This window comes from Ruminococcus bromii, assembly GCF_928721825.1.
Taxonomy (GTDB): domain Bacteria; phylum Bacillota; class Clostridia; order Oscillospirales; family Acutalibacteraceae; genus Ruminococcoides; species Ruminococcoides bromii.
In genome coordinates, this window is sequence record NZ_CAKMVP010000003.1 from 557,768 (window position 1) to 576,564 (window position 18,797).

General features: G+C 37.3%; 21 protein-coding genes. 5 read left to right on the plus strand and 16 right to left on the minus strand.

Annotated elements, in window-relative coordinates:
- Positions 1–366 precede the first annotated feature (366 nt).
- Positions 367–1,122, minus strand: a complete 756-nt coding sequence (locus QDI94_RS02895; protein WP_278866980.1) for a hypothetical protein — start codon at positions 1,120–1,122, stop codon at positions 367–369.
- 103 nt (positions 1,123–1,225) lie between these two features.
- Complete coding sequence (locus QDI94_RS02900; RefSeq protein WP_101028504.1) at positions 1,226–1,636, minus strand: DUF4279 domain-containing protein; 411 nt, start codon at positions 1,634–1,636, stop codon at positions 1,226–1,228.
- 213 nt (positions 1,637–1,849) lie between these two features.
- Between QDI94_RS02900 and QDI94_RS02905 the strand changes: the two genes are divergently transcribed.
- Entirely contained in the window at positions 1,850–1,999 is a 150-nt protein-coding gene (locus QDI94_RS02905) for a hypothetical protein (protein ID WP_278866984.1), read from the plus strand.
- 227 nt (positions 2,000–2,226) lie between these two features.
- On the opposite strand, the gene QDI94_RS02910 is transcribed toward QDI94_RS02905, so the two are convergent.
- The 6 genes from QDI94_RS02910 to QDI94_RS02935 form a co-directional block, all read right to left on the minus strand.
- Entirely contained in the window at positions 2,227–2,751 is a 525-nt protein-coding gene (locus QDI94_RS02910; RefSeq protein ID WP_117970274.1) for a hypothetical protein, read from the minus strand.
- 9 nt (positions 2,752–2,760) lie between these two features.
- The gene (locus QDI94_RS02915) at positions 2,761–3,495 is read right to left on the minus strand and encodes a hypothetical protein (RefSeq protein ID WP_278866987.1); all 735 of its coding nucleotides are present in this window, start codon (positions 3,493–3,495) and stop codon (positions 2,761–2,763) included.
- Between the two features lie 28 nt (positions 3,496–3,523).
- The gene (locus QDI94_RS02920; protein WP_117885958.1) at positions 3,524–4,390 is read right to left on the minus strand and encodes a hypothetical protein; all 867 of its coding nucleotides are present in this window, start codon (positions 4,388–4,390) and stop codon (positions 3,524–3,526) included.
- A gap of 11 nt (positions 4,391–4,401) precedes the next feature.
- Positions 4,402–4,806: a hypothetical protein gene (locus tag QDI94_RS02925; protein ID WP_278866991.1), complete on the minus strand. Its 405-nt coding sequence runs from the start codon at positions 4,804–4,806 to the stop codon at positions 4,402–4,404.
- Between the two features lie 158 nt (positions 4,807–4,964).
- Entirely contained in the window at positions 4,965–5,447 is a 483-nt protein-coding gene (locus QDI94_RS02930) for a hypothetical protein (RefSeq protein ID WP_278866993.1), read from the minus strand.
- 9 nt (positions 5,448–5,456) lie between these two features.
- Positions 5,457–6,008 carry a hypothetical protein gene (locus QDI94_RS02935; RefSeq protein WP_278866995.1) on the minus strand — a complete coding sequence of 184 codons (552 nt, stop codon included), beginning with the start codon at positions 6,006–6,008 and terminating at the stop codon, positions 5,457–5,459.
- 275 nt (positions 6,009–6,283) lie between these two features.
- Between QDI94_RS02935 and QDI94_RS02940 the strand changes: the two genes are divergently transcribed.
- A complete protein-coding gene (locus tag QDI94_RS02940; RefSeq protein WP_169923205.1) occupies positions 6,284–6,880 on the plus strand; it encodes a DUF4364 family protein in 597 nt (198 codons plus the stop codon).
- 55 nt (positions 6,881–6,935) lie between these two features.
- Here the strand turns inward: QDI94_RS02940 and QDI94_RS02945 are convergent, their stop codons facing one another.
- The 7 genes from QDI94_RS02945 to pyrE form a co-directional block, all read right to left on the minus strand.
- Positions 6,936–7,211 (minus strand): pro-sigmaK processing inhibitor BofA family protein, encoded by a 276-nt coding sequence (locus tag QDI94_RS02945; protein ID WP_278866998.1) that lies wholly within the window; start codon positions 7,209–7,211, stop codon positions 6,936–6,938.
- Between the two features lie 64 nt (positions 7,212–7,275).
- On the minus strand, positions 7,276–7,527 hold the full coding sequence (gene secG / locus QDI94_RS02950) for a preprotein translocase subunit SecG (protein WP_101028516.1): 252 nt from the start codon (positions 7,525–7,527) through the stop codon (positions 7,276–7,278).
- 126 nt (positions 7,528–7,653) lie between these two features.
- A complete protein-coding gene (locus QDI94_RS02955) occupies positions 7,654–9,897 on the minus strand; it encodes a DNA gyrase/topoisomerase IV subunit A (protein ID WP_278867001.1) in 2,244 nt (747 codons plus the stop codon).
- 16 nt (positions 9,898–9,913) lie between these two features.
- On the minus strand, positions 9,914–11,899 hold the full coding sequence (locus tag QDI94_RS02960; protein WP_021883289.1) for a DNA gyrase/topoisomerase IV subunit B: 1,986 nt from the start codon (positions 11,897–11,899) through the stop codon (positions 9,914–9,916).
- A 15-nt stretch (positions 11,900–11,914) separates the two neighbouring features.
- Entirely contained in the window at positions 11,915–13,873 is a 1,959-nt protein-coding gene (gene uvrB / locus QDI94_RS02965) for an excinuclease ABC subunit UvrB (protein ID WP_015523693.1), read from the minus strand.
- A gap of 161 nt (positions 13,874–14,034) precedes the next feature.
- A complete protein-coding gene (locus QDI94_RS02970) occupies positions 14,035–14,742 on the minus strand; it encodes a JAB domain-containing protein (RefSeq protein WP_015523692.1) in 708 nt (235 codons plus the stop codon).
- 86 nt (positions 14,743–14,828) lie between these two features.
- A complete protein-coding gene (pyrE, locus tag QDI94_RS02975; protein ID WP_278419834.1) occupies positions 14,829–15,506 on the minus strand; it encodes an orotate phosphoribosyltransferase in 678 nt (225 codons plus the stop codon).
- Positions 15,507–15,780: 274 nt separating this feature from the next.
- Here pyrE and dinB point away from each other — a divergent pair, with 274 nt between their 5' ends.
- From dinB to QDI94_RS02990, 3 genes are read left to right on the plus strand one after another with little or no spacing between them, the layout of a single operon-like run.
- Complete coding sequence (gene dinB, locus QDI94_RS02980) at positions 15,781–17,055, plus strand: DNA polymerase IV (protein ID WP_278419835.1); 1,275 nt, start codon at positions 15,781–15,783, stop codon at positions 17,053–17,055.
- Positions 17,056–17,099: 44 nt separating this feature from the next.
- On the plus strand, positions 17,100–17,333 hold the full coding sequence (locus QDI94_RS02985) for a hypothetical protein (RefSeq protein WP_101028521.1): 234 nt from the start codon (positions 17,100–17,102) through the stop codon (positions 17,331–17,333).
- Positions 17,334–17,345: 12 nt separating this feature from the next.
- Positions 17,346–18,218: an SPL family radical SAM protein gene (locus tag QDI94_RS02990; RefSeq protein ID WP_278867007.1), complete on the plus strand. Its 873-nt coding sequence runs from the start codon at positions 17,346–17,348 to the stop codon at positions 18,216–18,218.
- 61 nt (positions 18,219–18,279) lie between these two features.
- Here QDI94_RS02990 and QDI94_RS02995 read toward each other — a convergent pair whose 3' ends face one another.
- A complete protein-coding gene (locus QDI94_RS02995) occupies positions 18,280–18,786 on the minus strand; it encodes a hypothetical protein (RefSeq protein WP_278867010.1) in 507 nt (168 codons plus the stop codon).
- Positions 18,787–18,797: the final 11 nt, after the last annotated feature.

Sequence of the window (18,797 nt, forward strand, 5' to 3'; positions counted from 1 at the left end):
TTTTAAAAATATTAAAAAAACAGCCAATTTTATTCCTTTTCTGCAATTTATTTTAAAAATCTCCCAAGGATGTTTCCATTATCAATGTAATTGTAATACTATCTGTCGCCTATTTGAACTAATTTTGAAGCTGTATTCACCTTGTAATTCTGATAGCTGTAATTCACTTTGGTAGATTTGAGAGTAATTTTATGAAATGATACTGAATGATAAAAGCAGAAATAAGCAATGCAAAAAACAATAACACGATTGCAATAACGATTGTAATTTTGATTCGTTTTTATTTTTTAGTCGCATCTTTTTTCATAACTATTGCCTCCTGTCCTTCTAATACAATGAACATAAGCGTTATAAAAGCAATACTTATTAAAATTTTTTCTTTTTCACCTCATCCAAACCGATAAAATACATACCTTTTCTTTTAGATTTTTCAAGATGAATTTTTACGGAATTCACAAGCAAATCTGTGTATGGACTATTATCAGTTTCAATAAAACAGAATATTCTGAATTTGCCGAAAGTTACGGTTTTGTCGGCTTTATGTGCAGAATTGGAATATGCGAGAATATCTGTTTCACGATTTGGTACTGCCACAAAAAGAACCTGTTCTCCTGTCTTTTTATTTTTCAGTGTACAAGTTCTGATAAAAGCGTAATCATATTCAGCATCATCAGAAAATTCTATATGTTCAAATAATATATATTCGGTATCCCTGTTAATTATAGAAATTTTATCTTTTCGTTTTGTATAAACTGCAGGAGAGATTATTTTTGAATTTTTGTCAAGCACTAGAACAAATTTGCTATTTGCTAAATCTAATAAAGTACCATAGACATAATGATTTCTAACAAACTTATTGTTTTGAGAATAAAATGTTTCTTCACCAATGTTATTAAAATACAGGAATTTTTCTTTGTTTTCAAATATATGTTTAATCACAAAATAAATTGGAGTAAATACTACTAATAAAGCTAAAACAATTATTTTAAGAGAAGAATCTAATGTTACTGTATTTTCAGATATCTTTCCGGAATTTCTATTAACCAAAGTTATGATAAGCATTATCAAATCAAAAATGCCTACAACTATCATAGTAAGAACAGCATATTTCTTTTTATTCATCTAATCACCTTACGCATTTTTAATTTCTATGTCATTTCAGCTTGTTGCCGTTAAGCTTTTTCAAATTAAACTTGCTGTAATCTATCATAATAAATATCTCATCTCACCCTATGTACATATCAAATTCAATTTCAGCCGATAATTGTGCCATTGCTTTAATAACATCCGATGAAAAATATATAATCGGTTTTTCGGGTAAATCTACAACAACACAAAATTTAGCATGCAGTTTATATTGGTTTATTACGCTGATAATATTTTTCAAATTTGGTTTGAGCATATCAATCATCTTGGGCATTGCATGCTCAACCTCAACTGTTTTTATGTAGTCAGTTGAATACAATAAACTTGATTCTTCATTAATTTTTTCTATATTTTTATTCGGACCTATATATCTTATCTCGCCAATTCTCTTTTTTTCAATTGGTTGGATACCAATATAATGACTAATTTTATCAATATCGGTTTTGGGATTATCTGTCCAAAGAATGAACTCAACCATTATTCCTTCCATAGTCTGAACCTCAATTCTATAAATACTTACTTAAGTATAAATATAACAATCTGCAAAAGCAATATAGGTTATTGTCTTGTCATTATTTTCGGAAAATATGACAAATATTTCGGCTTGTTTTTAGCAGTATTCACCCATGATTATGTAAAGTAAATAAAAGTATTGTTTGAACAAAAATGTCTTTCAAAAAATGCTGTGCTTGTCGGAGATTCTGTGTATGACAAAAACGGTGCAGAAATTGCCAGAGTTGATTTTCTTGGCGTCATCTACGGTTTTGGTATCAAAAAAGGCGGCAAAACCAATTCAAGATTTGACACCGTAGACTCATCCGTTGAACTGTCTGAATATTTTAAAATCAAATGAGAAAAAGCCATCAGAAAACGATGGCTTTTTCTATGCTTAAATTTCACTATATTATGTTCGGAATAAACAACAGATACGGTACATTGCACAATGAAACAATGTGAAGTAATTTGCTTTTCTGTTTTTCGTGAACATTCAGATTTTTATATACAACGGTCTGATTAAATAGATATAAATGCGATATCTTACCATATTTTTTCAAATAACAAATTATTCATTTTTCCATATCACTTGTTCATTAAGCTTGAAAGTAATTTTTCATACTTTGCATTGATTGTAATTTGCGTTGCGGTATTGAATACAAACGAAGTTACTCCGTCATCACAACCGTAATCATCTATCTGTCTGACGGTGCAAATTCCGTTTTCCAGCGACAACGGTAATCCCGTGATATTCTCATTACCGCTGTGCAGCAATTCTATACTTACTATGAAGTTTTTAATGATTGCGGATTTTATTGCAGAATCAAATACAGCGTTACCGTCAATTTCAACGCTGTCTTCAAAAGTATCAGTTTCAATCAGTTTCTCCATTTTTTGATTATATTTTGAATCATACTCGATTCTGAAGAAATCAGATACCATTTTTACAATTACACCGTCACAAGTTCCGTCTGTATTGTACATTTGAATTGCAACCTCATCCTCGTTAAGTGCAATAATTTTGCCGTAAATAAACTTGTCACATTCATCATCTGTATAAAAACTGCAATTTTTATTGCTTTGAAAAGCTTTTAATAATTCCGAATACATCGTATCACCTCATGTGTTTTTCAGCTTTGTTTGATTTATCTTTATATTGTCTTTCATTTTATCCGTTTCAATTTTCAGTACATTGACATTGTCAGATAAAATTGCATTTTTAAGATTTTTAAAATATAATACGTCTGTTTCATATTCCCTGATTCTGTCATAATTGACCGGTGCGGAATTTTTTAAATCATTCATATCGTCATTTAGCATTTTCAGATACTTTTCAATTTCATTTTCTGCCGAGTTATATTCTTTCAAATACAAATAAATATAAATGAAGTCAAATCCCAAAAAATCATTAGTTTCTTCTATCTTTTCCTTACCTGAGCAGATTAATTTGTCATACATCAGATATTTGTCAAGATATTCGGAAACTGATTTTGCACTAAAAAACGACTCATATAATTCACTGTATTTTGAAAACATTCTGCTAATACAATTTGTAACATCTGATTTATCGGTTGCATCGGCAATATATTCCTCACCTGACAAACGGCTTAATGAAAAATCATCTTCCCCGTCATAGATACACTTTGTACCAATTTCAAATATTAACGGAGTAAAACTATGAATGACATCAAATTGCAGTTCGTCATAATTTTTATCATAATGATAGAACAGATACACTCTCGCAAAGATATCATTATAAAGTTTACTGAAACAATTTATATTTTGCTTATAACCGTGTTCTGCCATAAACGAATCAAATTGTTGCACAAATAAATTTTTAAGGCAATCTCCCATAGTATACTTCCTATCTGATTTCGATATTTTAAATACAAAGTAATATTATCACCAATGAAATGCAGTACAACAACATCAGCAGTATATGCATTACAATTAGTTTGCATTTATAATTTTGTATTGACGTTACTTTTATGTTTTGATTTTCCGATTTTATAAAATCAGAAATATTGTATGCCGTATGATACACTATACCTATACCTAAACACACATAAATAAAACAAATGAGGAATGCAGACTTGACACCAAAATATATTAGAAAACTACAGGTAATCGGCGGAATAATTGCATAAACAGTCGGCAAAATCAAAGGCTTTTTCAAGGTATGGTAATATTCCTTTTTATTTTTCTTTTCTGCATATGCAACAGCCTTCATAGGGTTATCATATTTCCTATCCATAAATTTTGCATACTTTGAAATTTGAATAAAAAAGAGAATTCCGCAGAAAATGGAGCAAGCAATTCCGAACCATACGCACAAAAGAAGTTCGTTTGCTTTTTCTTCATATGTGAGATTATTTACAGATTGACCGATTAAATCGGAATCAAGCAAAATAGGTATAATTGAGCCGATTAGCAAGCACCAAATTGCCGTTATACCGCTTGCAAGCCACTTTTTCATGTTATCCGATGAATACATTTTAAACAGCCAAAACAACATAATTAAAGTTACAGCTATTAAAACAATTGAAACTGAAATTTCAAAAGGGTTATGACTTACAACAAACCTTGACACAAACTGAATCGGCAAACACAGACTTGTCAAAAAGATGTTTTCGGTACAACTCATCAAGTTTACAATAAAATTAATTATCGTAGACATTATAATGAATAACAACAAAAGTAAATGAATTTTTTCTACCGACTTAATATTTTTGTAATTGAAATTTTTCATAGTTAACACCATCATTTTAAAGAATCGTAAATGCAATTGAAATTTGCAATTTCTTTCTCATTATACGGTGAATCGGGGTTGTATTCATACATTGACAAAATCCACTCAATCAGCGTGATATCATTGCCGCTTTTAACAAGGCAATTGTCGAGCAAATATCTAATTACTGTTTCACGATTGTAGAAAAATGTACCTGAATATACTAGATAATTACACAAGAGAATTGTATGTTTGGGTGTATTCTCATTTGAAACCACATAAAGAAGATAACAGAACATATCTCGGTTATCAACCGATGAAAATTCTTTTTCAATGTTCTCAAGTGTATATTCAAAGTCGGATTTTTTAAGTTCGTCATATACAAACTGAAAATCTCCGTGTTTGATTTTATTTTTTAATTCTTTAAAATTCGGCATAATATCACCTCGTATATTGATAATTCTTGCTAAATATCTTCAAGAACAATACATATAATTTTTACAATTTAATTATAACTATAAAAAATACAATATGCAACAAATTATGCGGCTTTGTCGGCGAATTTGGAACATATAACAAAGAAGCGTGAATAATTTTAGCAGTAATGACCGTTAAAAATCATCATGCTTTCAAAGCGTTCTTTAGCGTCTGTAAATTTACCTTTGGTAACTATAAAGAAAGCTAAATTAATAATCAAAATAAATACAATTGAAATGATCATTGCAAGGCACAAATTTGCAAGACTAAAGTATGTAATCAAACCAAATAATACTCCAGCCAAAGAAAATAAAACAGTCAAAAAGTAATATATTTTGTTTGATTGCAAAGTCAAATTTACTTTAAGGTTTTCGTCAAGCTGTTTTGTTTGAATTTTTATTAATGGAGCTAATATGCCCTCACGGGAAAGTAGTGATGTAGATGTAACTTTTAAATCAGTAATATTTTTAGGGTTATCACAGTAAAATTCATATCCATTATCGTATGAAGAAGAACTGCAATTAAAAGCAGTATGCTTTTTGAGTTTATCGTAAAATTCAGTTTCGGAAATCTTAATAATATATTCAAATGATTTTTTCATACTTCTCCCTCATTTCCAATCAAAGACATTTTTTGACAACACAAGTTCTGAGTTATCTGTAACTTCTTTCAATACAGACAGAATTTTATTGTAGTCCTCTGCGTATATAAAAAGTTCGGAATGGCAGGTCGGTTGCAAAATGACCTTACTGTTCGGAAGATACAAATCTATACAAGCAAGATACCTAAAGTTATTTTCTACGATACAGTCTATAATCAAATCATCTTCGGAACATTTGAGTGCGTAGCTTTTATTCTTTTTTATATAACTTCTGAGATTGTTATAGCAATCATAGCTTTTCTTATCCGACCAACTTTCAAAAAGACATTCTTTTTGCGAAAAATTATTACCGATTACGATATAATCATTTAAAGCGGAAACTATCTTTTTAATTGCATCACTGAATAAATTTGCGACACGGTAAAAATCCGCCTTATCTGATAACGAGGCGTCATTATCAAAACCACCGTCCCAGTATTTTTTATATGTAATGTAATAAATTTCTTTCTGTTTGTAAATTTTTCTTTTAAATTTAATTTTATCATCGCTGATTTTTATCATTTTACAATATCCTTCCGAACAATAGCGCTTACATAGGAAATATAAACTTACTTTACCTCTTTGCAGTTTTATTATACTATTTTAAAACAATATTTGTCAAGATTTGTATTAGTAATTATAATACAGTTTGCTTAAAATTCTGAATAAAATAAATATTCGCTACATCTTTGCTTTTGTATGGATGTTGTGCTATAATTTATGTGAACAGAAATTTGAACTGATTTAAGCTCAAATTGCGCTGTATTATGAATTTATCAGCAAAAGCAGGTGATTTTATGGCTTTCGATACATTTGACGAGGGTATAAACCTTGGTGGAATGAGAAGCAAAAATGAAATTAAAACTTTGATATGTTATTTATATAATTCTGTAAAAGAAAATATGGACAAAGGAATCGTCATACAGGCAATTCTTAAGCAAGGACTTGCCAATTATTTTGAAACAAGCTCTGCGTTTGACGATCTTGTGATGAACGGAAATCTCATTCCTGCCGATGATGAGCACAAAACATATTCTCTTACAAAAAACGGTGCTGAAATTGCGAAACAGCTTGACAGTACTGTTGCCTATACAATTAAAGAAAAAGCGTATGCGTGTGCGGTTAAGCTGCTTGCGGAAAAGAAAAAAGAAATTGAAAACAAAGTTAATATTACGAAGAATGACAACGGTTTTACTGTTGAATGTTCCGTATCCGGCGGAGATATGGAACTTATGAAGCTGGATATCTACGCTCCCGAAATGGAACAAGCGCTTATTTTAAAGAAGAATTTTCTTGACAATCCGAAAAAAGCGTACAAAATTATGCTTGCGCTCCTGACCAAAGACAAAGAAACCGTCGGTGAGGCTCTTGAGGAACTTTACGGCATTGTATAAAATTTCATACAAACAATTAAGGGGCTGTCGATGTGACCGCCCCTTCTGTGATTATTCAGAAAAAAAGATTAAGACCGAGCATTAGTGTCACTCCCGGTATTCCGCCTATTGCAGAAACTAAAAGCGACAGAGCGCTTATCGGCAAAGTTACACCTGTAAATGTCCCTGTCAGATTTACGGCAAAGAGGGTAAGCGTCCCAATTGCCATTGAAAGTGCCGAACGCTTGAACGGATGCTTGCTTTTCCCAATATAATGCAGGACTGCAAAAATCAGAAAGGTTGAAAAAATAATCAGACATATTCCCCACCACGGCATTTTAAACAACTCCACATAAAAAATAAAACCGTCGGACTATCCGACGGTTAATTTTATGCTGATTGTTAGGTTTATATGCTTACAGCACACCGAATTTTGAAAGCACATTAAGTGCAATTACAAAAATAACAAATACAGCAGCAAATACTTTTGTCCAGCGTGAGAGGAACGCATCAATTGAACGAGCCTTATTCTTTGAGAAATAAGAGTCAGCAACACCTGTTACGGCACCGATACCCTGCTGATTACCCTCCTGAAGGATAATCACAACGATAATGGCAACAGATACGATTGCGAGCAATACGCCTAAAATAATGCCCCAAATGCTCATTTTTATCTTCCTTTCATTTTAATAAATACGAATAAAACAAATTCTGCTTTAATAACTGTTTTATAATACCACATAAACACAGCTTTTTCAAGAGATATTACAAGATTTTTATTTATTTTTTTAAGCTTAAATCAGGGAAAGCTGTTCGTTTTTTGAATCATCGCTCACAGGCAACGCACCTCTTGCAGGAAGCGAGGCTGTTCTGTACCGCTTTGGATTTGTAAAAGTACCCTCTTTATAGCGTTCTACGCTGAAAAGTCTGTGACCTTTTTTTGGTTTGAGAACGGCAACACCCTGTGTTGAACGGGTGGTTTTAAGGGCAAGTAGGCCCGTGTGAACGAGGAGCATATTTCCTGATGACGCCTTGAAGAGTACCTCTTCATCCTCAGGCATATATAGAAGTCCGACAAGCGGAGATTTGTCGGAATATGCGCCCGTGAGCTTTTTACGGTTAGTTTTTGTTGCGTAGGATTCAAGCGGAACTTTTGCGGCCTTGCCGTTTTCAAAAGCAAAGAGCAGCATACCCTTGTAATCTTTTGTAACAACCATTTTCACAGCATTTTCGCCTTCGTCAAAACCAAGCTTTGCGGCAACATAATCACCGAGGACGCTTGCCTTTGTCTGTGCAAAATCGTCAGCCTTTGCCTTATACACCTGACACTTATCTGTAAAGAACAAAAGGTCGCAGTTGTTTGTGAACTCAAGCTCCTGAATGATTTCGTCACCGTCTTTGAGCTTTTGTTCACCGCTCATTCTGAGCGACTGCGGAGTAATCTTTTTGAAATATCCCTCTTTTGTAAAGAAAAGATTAACAGGATAATCGGGAATCTCAACTGCTTCTTCCTCATACCTTGCAACATCGTCATAGATTATGATACTCTTTCTCGGCTGACCGTATTTTTCGGCGATTGATTTGAGTTCTTTGACAATGATTGTCTTGATTCTTGCCTTGCTTTTTAAAATTTCGTCAAGCTCGGCAATCTCATTTTCAAGGTCTTCAAGGTCTTTTGTACGCTTTAAAATGTATTCACGGTTAAGGTGACGAAGTTTTATTTCTGCAACATATTCAGCCTGTATTTCGTCAATTCCGAATCCTATCATAAGGTTTGGCACAACCTCGGATTCTTCATCGGTTTCACGGACAATCTTTACTGCCTTGTCAATATCGAGAAGAATTTTTTCAAGACCTCTTAAAAGATGAAGCTTGTCAGCTTTTTTGTTGCGGTCAAAATATGTTCTTCTTCTGACGCACTCAATTCTGAAAGCAATCCATTCTTCAAGCAACGCCTTTACACCGAGAACTCTCGGAACACCTGCGATAAGCACATTGAAATTGCAGGCATAGGAATCTTCGAGTGTTGTAAAGCGGTAAAGCTTTGTCATAAGCTTGTCGGCATCAATGCCACGCTTGAGGTCAATTGTAATTTTAAGTCCGTCAATACCTGTTTCATCACGAATATCGGAAATTTCCTTGACTTTACCCTGCTTTACAAGGTCGATTACCTTTTCAATGATAACCTCACAAGTTGTTGTAGCCGGGATTGAAAGTATATCTATACAGTTTGCAGACTTGTCATAGACATACTTTGCACGGAGTTTGATACTTCCTCTGCCTGTTTCATAGACTTGATTGATGACATTTTCATCATAGATAATCTGACAACCGCCTGTAAAATCAGGGGCCGGCAGAGTTGACTTTATATCATGGTCGGGATCACGGATAAGTGCCGCTGTTGTTTCGCAGATTTCACGCAGATTGAATGAACAGATATTTGACGCCATACCAACGGCAATACCTGTGTTTGCGTTTACAAGTACAGACGGAAAAGCAACCGGCAAAAGTGACGGTTCTTTCATTGTATTATCGTAGTTATCTACAAAATCTACGGTATCTTTGTCTATATCACGAAACAGCTCATTGCAGATTGCGTCAAGCTTTGCCTCAGTATAACGGGATGCCGCCCACGCCATGTCACGGCTGTAGAATTTACCGAAGTTACCCTTTGAGTCTACATACGGATGCAAAAGCGCCTCATAGCCCCTTGAAAGACGAACCATTGTGTCATAAATTGCATAGTCGCCGTGAGGATTGAGCTTCATTGTTGCACCGACAATGTTTGCCGATTTTGTTCTTCCGCCGTTCAGAAGTCCCATTTTGTACATCATATACAGGAGCTTTCTGTGCGACGGCTTGAATCCGTCAATTTCCGGAATTGCACGGGAGAGAATTACGCTCATTGCATACGGCATATAGTTCTCTCTGATAGTGGAAACGATTGGCTGTTCCACTACTTCACCCGCACCGTTGATTACACCGTGAGTTTTTGACGGTGAAGTTCTACGGGGAGTCTTTGAAGATTTTTTCGCCATTTATTTCCACCTCCAATCAGCTTACATCAAGCTGGTCAATATATTCGTTGCCGTGTTCTACTATATAATCTTTTCTTCCCTGAAGATTGTCACCGAGAAGAACATCAAAAATTTCCGCTGTCTGTTCTGCATCGGCAGGAAGAACCTTGATAAGTCTGCGTGACTCGGGATTCATTGTGGTAAGGTTCATCATATCGGGTTCGTTTTCGCCGAGACCTTTTGAACGCTGAATTGTGAATTTTTCCTTGCCGAGCTGTTCAATGAACTTATCCTTTTCAACCTCATCGTATGCAAAATAAACATCGTTTTTGGATGTAATTTCATAAAGAGGCGATTCGGCAATAAACACCTTGCCTTCTTCAATGAGTGTAGGTGTAAGTCTGTAAAGCATGGTAAGTAAAAGAGTTCTGATCTGGAAGCCGTCAACATCGGCATCGGTGCAGAGAATAATTTTGCTCCAACGAAGTGCGTTCATATCAAAGCTTGAAAGATTCTTGTTTGCTTTTGACTTAACCTCAACACCGCAGCCGAGAACCTTGAGCAAATCGGTAATGATTTCGCTCTTAAAAATCTTATCGTAGTCGGCTTTAAGGCAGTTAAGTATTTTACCTCTGATTGGCATAATTGCCTGAAAATCGGGGTTTCTTGCCTGTTTACAGGCACCGAGAGCAGAATCACCCTCTACTATGAACAGTTCACGCTGTTCCGTGTCTTTACTTCTGCAATCGACAAATTTTGCAACACGGTTTGTTATGTCGAGATTGCCCGAAAGCTTCTTCTTTATATTAAGTCGTGTTTTCTCAGCATTTTCACGGCTGCGCTTATTGATAAGCACCTGTTCGCAGATTTTTTCTGCCTCAAGCGGATTTTCAATAAAATAGACTTCAAGACTCTGACGGAGAAATGCAGTCATAGCGTCCTGAATACCCTTGTTTGTAACCGCCTTTTTGGTCTGGTTTTCATATGATGAAACACTTGAAAAAGACGAAATAACGCACACAAGGCTGTCCTCAACATCGTCATACTTGATTTTGCTTTCGGTTTTGTTATATTTATTATTCTGTTTTAAGTAGCTGTCAATCTGGTAAACAAAGGCATTCCGCACCGCCTTATCGGGAGCGCCGCCGTGTTCAAGCCAGCTTGAGTTGTGGTAATATTCGGTGAGATGCACTTTATTTGAAAATGCAACCGAGATATCCATTTTACATTTATATTCGGGCTTATCGTCACGGTCACGGGTTTTAACCTCGGTTTCCCAATGCTGAATTGAGCTGAGTCCGTTTTCACCAACTACCTCGGCAACATGGTCAACAATACCGTTTACATAGTTATAGCTTGTTGTATCAAAGCTTTTGCCGTTCTGATTGCGGAAAACAAATTCAATTCCTGCGTTGACAATAGCCTGTCTTTTCATTATGTCAAGAAAATATTCGGGCTGAATGTCGATATCCGTAAAGACTTCGAGGTCGGGTTTCCAATGAATTTTTGTACCCGTATCCTTTTTGCTGTACGGCTCTTTTTTGAGTTTGCCGACAATCTCGCCTTTTTCAAAGCGGAGAGTGTATCGGTAGCCGTCACGGCGGATATCAACATCCATATACTCGGAGCTGTACTGGGTTGAACAAAGACCGAGACCGTTCATACCAAGGGAAAATTCGTAGCTTTCACCCTCGTTGTTATTATACTTACCGCCGGCATAGAGTTCGCAGAAAACCAGTTCCCAGTTGTAGCGCTTTTCGTTTTCGTTGTAGTCAACGGGAATTCCTCTGCCGTGATCTTCAACCTCAATTGAGCCGTCGGAATAGCGTGTAACTGTGATTTTTTTACCGTAACCCTCTCTCGCCTCGTCTATTGAGTTTGAAAGAATCTCAAACACGGAGTGCTGACAGCCGTCAATACCGTCTGAGCCGAAAATTACGGCAGGACGCTTACGGACACGGTCGGCACCCTTTAGCGTTGTGATACTGGTATTATCATAATCGGTGGTTTTCTTTCTTGGCATTTTACTCTTCCTTTATCATTTTTCACCACGCAGTTTTTTGATTTTGTCACGCAGATATGCGGCGTGTTCAAATTCAAGCAACTTTGCGGCAGCTTTCATTTCCTTTGTCAGTTTTTCTATCAACTGTTGTTTTTGTGCCTTTGAAAGCTTTTTTGTATTTTTAAATTCACTGTCATCGTGAGTAGAAATTTCAAGTATATCGCTGACCTTTTTGACAATAGTCTTTGGAACGATGCCGTGCTCAACATTATATTTATTCTGAATTTCACGGCGGCGCTGTGTTTCGGTTATTGCAACCTTCATTGACGGTGTTACGCTGTCGGCATACATAATAACCGTACCCTCGCTGTTTCGTGCGGCTCTGCCAGCAATCTGAATAAGCGAACGGGTTGAACGGAGAAATCCCTCTTTGTCGGCATCAAGTACGGCAACAAGAGAAACCTCGGGAATATCAAGTCCTTCACGCAGAAGGTTGATTCCGACAAGAACATCAAATTCTCCGAGTCTTAAATCACGGACAATCTCCATTCTTTCAACGGTGTCAATGTCATGGTGCATATAACGAACCCTGATACCCAGCTTTTCAAGATATGCGGTAAGGTCTTCCGCCATTTTCTTGGTAAGGGTTGTGACAAGGGTTCTTTGATTTTTGGCTGTACGGATATTGATTTCTGACACAAGGTCGTCAAGCTGACCTTCGGTAGGTCTTACCGAAATTTCAGGATCAAGAAGTCCTGTAGGTCTGATAATCTGCTCTGCAACAACAGCCGATTTTTCAAGCTCAAAATCGCCCGGCGTTGCGCTTACATAAACAGCCTGATTTATTTTTGAATAGAATTCGTCAAAGTTGAGCGGACGGTTATCAAGTGCAGACGGAAGTCTGAAGCCGTAGTCAATAAGGCTCTTTTTTCTTGCATAGTCACCTGCAAACATTCCCCGTACCTGTGGAAGCGTTACATGGGACTCATCGACAAAGAGCAGAAAATCATCGGGGAAATAGCTTAAAAGCGTGTACGGCGATGAGCCCGGCGCTCTGCCCGACATTATTCTTGAATAGTTCTCGATACCCGTACAAAATCCGATTTCCTGCAACATTTCCATATCGTACCTTGTACGCTGTTCAAGTCGTTGTGCCTCAAGGAGCTTTCCGTTTTCACGGAAATATGCAAGTCTTTCCTCAAGCTCCCTGTCAATTTCCGCAAGAGCCTTTTTCATCTTATCTCCCGACACAATGTAGTGTGACGCAGGATAGATTGCGGCATGTTTCAGAACAGCTTTGAGTTCGCCCGTAAGCGGATTGATTTCGGAAATTCTGTCAATTTCATCTCCGAAAAATTCGACACGAATTATAGAATCGTTTGATGCGGCAGGGAAAATTTCAACCACATCACCACGAACCCTGAATTTATTACGGGTAAAGCTTACATCATTGCGTTCATACTGCAGTTCAACAAGCTTTTTTACAAGCTCATCACGGGACTTTTCCATTCCGGGACGAAGTGAGATTACCATATTACGGTAGTCAATAGGATCGCCCAGGCTGTATATGCAAGAAACCGAGGCAACAATAATTACATCTCGTCTTTCGGAAAGTGCAAGCGTTGCGCTGTGGCGGAGTTTATCAATCTCGTCATTGATTGAACTGTCTTTTTCAATATAAGTATCCGTCTGTGCAACATATGCCTCAGGCTGATAATAATCGTAGTATGACACAAAATATTCAACCGCATTGTCGGGAAAGAACTCTTTGAACTCACTGCAAAGCTGAGCCGCAAGAGTTTTGTTGTGTGCAAGCACAAGTGTCGGTCTTTGAACCTTCTGAATAACATTTGCCATTGTAAAAGTTTTACCCGAACCCGTTACACCGAGGAGCGTCTGTTCACGGTTGCCTGCATTTATACTGTTTACAAGCTTTTCGATTGTCTGCGGCTGGTCGCCTGTCGGCTGATATTTTGAATGAAGTTTAAATTCCATAATACACATCACATTCCAAATACGGATTTTTTATTATGTTTCCTGTTACAAGGCTCTTTATTACAAAAGTCCTGTAACAGAAAACATATCCGAACAAAATTTCGATTTTAATTATAGAACAGATGTTTTAAATTGTCAAATGTTTCTTTTAAAGAACATTATTACTTTTCATAATAGAAGATGTTCCCCGCAAGCCTGCTTTCACGGAGAGAAACATAATCATCATCGGTTATTATGAAATGGTCGATAAGCTCAACTCCGACAGTTGCAAGCGTACTCTTCAAAACTATTGTTGTGTCAAGGTCACTTCCCGAAGGCAGAGCCGTCCCGCTGGGATGATTATGTGCTATAAAAGCAGTTTTGGCATTGTGACGAAGTGACAAATCAACAATTTTTCTGACGGGCATATCGGATGAATTGAGCGAACCTTTTGAAATTATATCAAAATAAATCATCTTGCCCTTTGCATCACCGAGCATGAGAGCGACACATTCGTTTGTTCGACCGATAAATTTTGCTTTAAATATTTTACCGAGATTTTCATAGTCGATGATATTATCATGTGACATCTTTGATTCGGTATAAAGTCTTGCCATTTCGGGCAACATTTTGAGCAATGCAGCGGCATTTTCAGACAGACCGAACTCCTTCATAAGCTCGTCAATCGGAGCGTCACACACTCCGCCAACAGTGATATAACGGTCAAGCAGACGGTGTGCAAGAGGATTTGTGTCCTTTCTCGGAATAGCATAGTAAAGGAACATTTCAAGAGCCTCGTGAGTTTCAAACACATCAAATCCGTTTTCTATGAACTTTTTACGCATTCTTTCACGATGACCGCTGTGTTCATTGTCAGTTGTCCGTGCCATATTATCCCCACCGCAAAATAAGTTTTTTCAAACTTTGGGGGCGGATAAAACCGCCCCGACTGATTAATATTAATAATTAAAAGCTGTTATTCCTTTACGCCGTACTGCTCATAATAAGCGTCAATAGCGGCTTTGAGCTTGTCATCAATAACAACCTTGCCCTTATATTCTTTGTTGTAAAGGTGTTCAACAACCTCAGCCATTGTTACGATTGCGGTCGTTTTAAGACCGTACTTCTCTTCAATCTCGGAAAGTGCGCTCTTTGTACCCTTACCACGCTCCATACGGTCAACGGAAACAACAAGACCGATTGGTTTTACATCGCCCTGAGCCTTGATAATCGGGAGAGTTTCTTCAATTGATGTGCCTGCTGTTGTAACATCTTCGATGATAACAACCTTGTCACCGTCATTGATAGGACTGCCGAGAAGAATACCCTTGTCACCGTGATCCTTAACTTCTTTTCTGTTTGAGCAATAACGGATATCCTGACCGTATTTTTCGCTGATTGCGATAGTTGCGGCAACAGAAAGCGGAATGCCCTTGTATGCAGGTCCGAAAAGAACATCAAAACCAAGACCGAACTTGTTGTTGATAGCTTCTGCATAATACTGACCAAGACGGCGGAGCTGAGCGCCTGTTCTGTAGAAACCTGTGTTTACGAAGAAAGGAGTTTTTCTTCCGCTCTTTGTAACAAAATCGCCAAATTTGAGAACCTGACAATCAACCATAAATTCAATGAATTCCTTTTTGTAAGCTTCCATCAATAAAACCTCCGATACAAAATAGCTTTCGGACAAACATCTGTAATATCCGACAGTTTTACATAATTCAACATTATAAATTCTACCACAATATCTTGTTTTTGTAAATGACAGTTACACAGCTGTAATCAATATGTAGTGCGTAGCCTTGCAAATCAAAAAATTTTTACATTTTTCTTTTTCGTTTTTGACTACCGTTTTAACTATTTACGCTTGACTTTATAGAACAAGTGTTCTATAATTAAGTAAAAACAAATGTTCGAGGTGATGCGTTGTGAATATTAATTGTGCCGTTGACAAAAGCAAATATAAAAAAGACAGGGTTATTCTTCACAGCGACTGCAACGGATTTTATGCGAGCGTTGAGTGTCTGCATCACCCTGAAATCAGGAACAAACCTGTTGCCGTGAGCGGTGATGCGGAAAATCGACACGGAATTATTCTCGCTAAAAATGAGATTGCGAAGAAGTACAATATAAAAACAGGCGAGGCAATCTGGCAGGCAAAGCAGAAATGTCCCGATCTTGTAACCGTTCCGCCTCACTTTGATTTATACAAGCGATTTTCAAAAATGGCGAGGAGAATTTACAGTGAATACACCGACAAAATCGAGCCGTTCGGACTTGACGAGGCATGGCTTGATGTTACCGACAATAAGGATATGAGCGGTAAAGAAGTTGCAGCTGATATCAACCGCCGCATAAAGCAGGAACTCGGAATAACCGTAAGCATCGGAGTCAGCTTTAATAAAATTTTTGCCAAATTCGGAAGTGACTATAAAAAGCCTGACGCTATAACGGAAATCACACGGGAAAATTACAGAGATATTGTGTGGAACTGTCCTGCAAAAGACCTTTTGTATGTTGGCAGAGCAACGGGCAGAAAGCTTGAATCTATCGGCATTTATACGATTGGAGATATTGCAACTGCCGATGTTACGCTGTTGCGGTCATATCTTGGAAAATGGGGCGACCTGATTTACGGCTTTGCAAACGGATATGACTCTTCCCCTGTTGCTCATATGAACGAAAACAGCGAGGTAAAGTCAATCGGTAACTCAACCACAACTCCGAAAGATATGGTAACCTTTAACGATGTAAAACAGGTTATATTCGTTTTGTGTGACAGTGTTTGCAGAAGAATGCGTGAACAGGGATTTATGGCAAAAACGGTTTGTATTTATATTCGTGACAATGAACTGACGACATTAAAAAGACAGCATACAATGGAGGCACACACGAATCTTACAAAGAAAATTACAAAAGCCGCAACGGAACTTTTTATAAAAAGTTATAAAATGGAAAAGCCGCTGAGAAGTATCGGCGTAAGCGTTACGGATTTTATTCACGATGATCAGCCTCATCAAATAAGTTTTTTAGTTGATGAAAAGCGACTCATTCAGAATGAGCGGCTTGACAAAACACTTGATATGTTGAAAAAGCGATTCGGCAATTATGCTGTGCGCCCTGCGGTTCTGCTTAATGACAAGGAACTTTCAGATTTTAATCCAAAAGAGGATCACACAATTCATCCTGTCGGATATTTATAATCAAATCGTGAGCGTTGCTCAAATTTGAAAAGAGGTAACAAGCTATGAAAAAGTATGTTAAAGTTACTGCCACATTTGATTGTGACGGAGATCTTATTCCCGAATATATTGTGTGGGATGACGGAAGAAGATACCGCATTGACAGGATTTCCGATGTGCGGTATGCGGCATCTCTCAAAGCAGGCGGTGCCGGAATACGCTACACCTGCCATATCCTCGGCAAAGAACGATATCTGTTTTTGGAGGAAAACAGGTGGTTTGTCGATGCCAAACAATAAGCGGAGGATTATATGCATAAGGTCAAAGCAAAAGGAATTTTGTCTGCCGCAAATGGCATGAACATTTACAGAGGATGTCAGCACGGATGCATTTACTGTGATGCACGCAGTAAATGCTATCAGATGAATCACCGATTTGAAGATATTGAGGTGAAAGAAAATGCCCCGGAATTGCTCGAAAACGCTTTAAAAAGAAAACGCAGAAAATGTATGATTGGAACGGGTGCGATGAGCGATCCGTACATTCCTCTTGAAAAAGAACTGAAACTGACACGAAGATGTCTTGAAATAATCGACCGCTACGGATTCGGTGTAACCGTACATACAAAATCGGCATCTGTTATGAGGAATATTGACCTGCTTAAGAGCATAAACGATAAAAGCAAGGCTGTGTTGCAGATGACGCTTACAACGGCAGACGAAAGCCTTTGCAGAATAATTGAACCGAATGTTTCCGTTACTAAAGAAAGATTTGAAACGCTCAAGGTATTTCACGAAAACGGTATTCCGAGTGTTGTGTGGTTTTCTCCGTTTTTGCCGTTTATAAATGATACGAAAGAAAATATCGACGGACTTTTAAAGTATTGCATTGACGCAAAGGTTCGTGGAATAATATGCTTTGGAATAGGGCTTACTCTGCGTGACGGTGACAGAGAATATTTTTACAGCCGGCTTGACAGACACTTTCCGAATATGAAGGAACGATACATTTATACATACGGAAATTCATATCAGCTTACGAGCAGTAACAATAATGTTCTGATGAACAGAATTTCAGAAGTTTGCAGAAAACACGGGATTATGTTCGGAGTTGAAAATGTGTTTTCATATTTGCATAAGTTTGAAAGCAAAACCGAACAGCTAAGTCTGTTTGACAGAATATAGGCAAAACAAAAAGATATACGGCAGAAATTTTACCGTATATCTTTTTTTGCTTTTAAGATATTTACTGTTTTACAAATGTGATTTCGTAGTCGTTATATTTAAGCACAACAGCAGTGATTTTACCGTTGCTTTGCTTGAGTGCGGCTGTAGTATTTGTTCCGTTGTCAAATGACAAATTAACTTTGTCCGAAGCTGACACGGAATATTTTCCGCTGTGAGTCCCGTCATCGGGACTTCCCGGCGAAAGCCATAAAGTAAAAGTGCCGTCATCGGAAAATGACATAGAACCCTGATAAGCGCTGTAATTTGTGTTGTAAACCTCACTCATTTCAACCTCATCACCACTCGCATTCTTAGCACCTTCGGGAATCCATGCAGATGAGGTAAGCTCGGCGGTTACTGACGGTGAAAGCACATTAACGGCAACGATTGCCGCAATGATAAATATGCAGGCGGCAATAACCGATGTAACAATTGCTGTTGCTTTCTTTTTCCCGATTTTCTTTTTGACCGCCCTGTTAGCTTCAAGCTTTGCGTAATCAGGCTTTTTTACAGATTTTCTGCTCATATTATCACCGA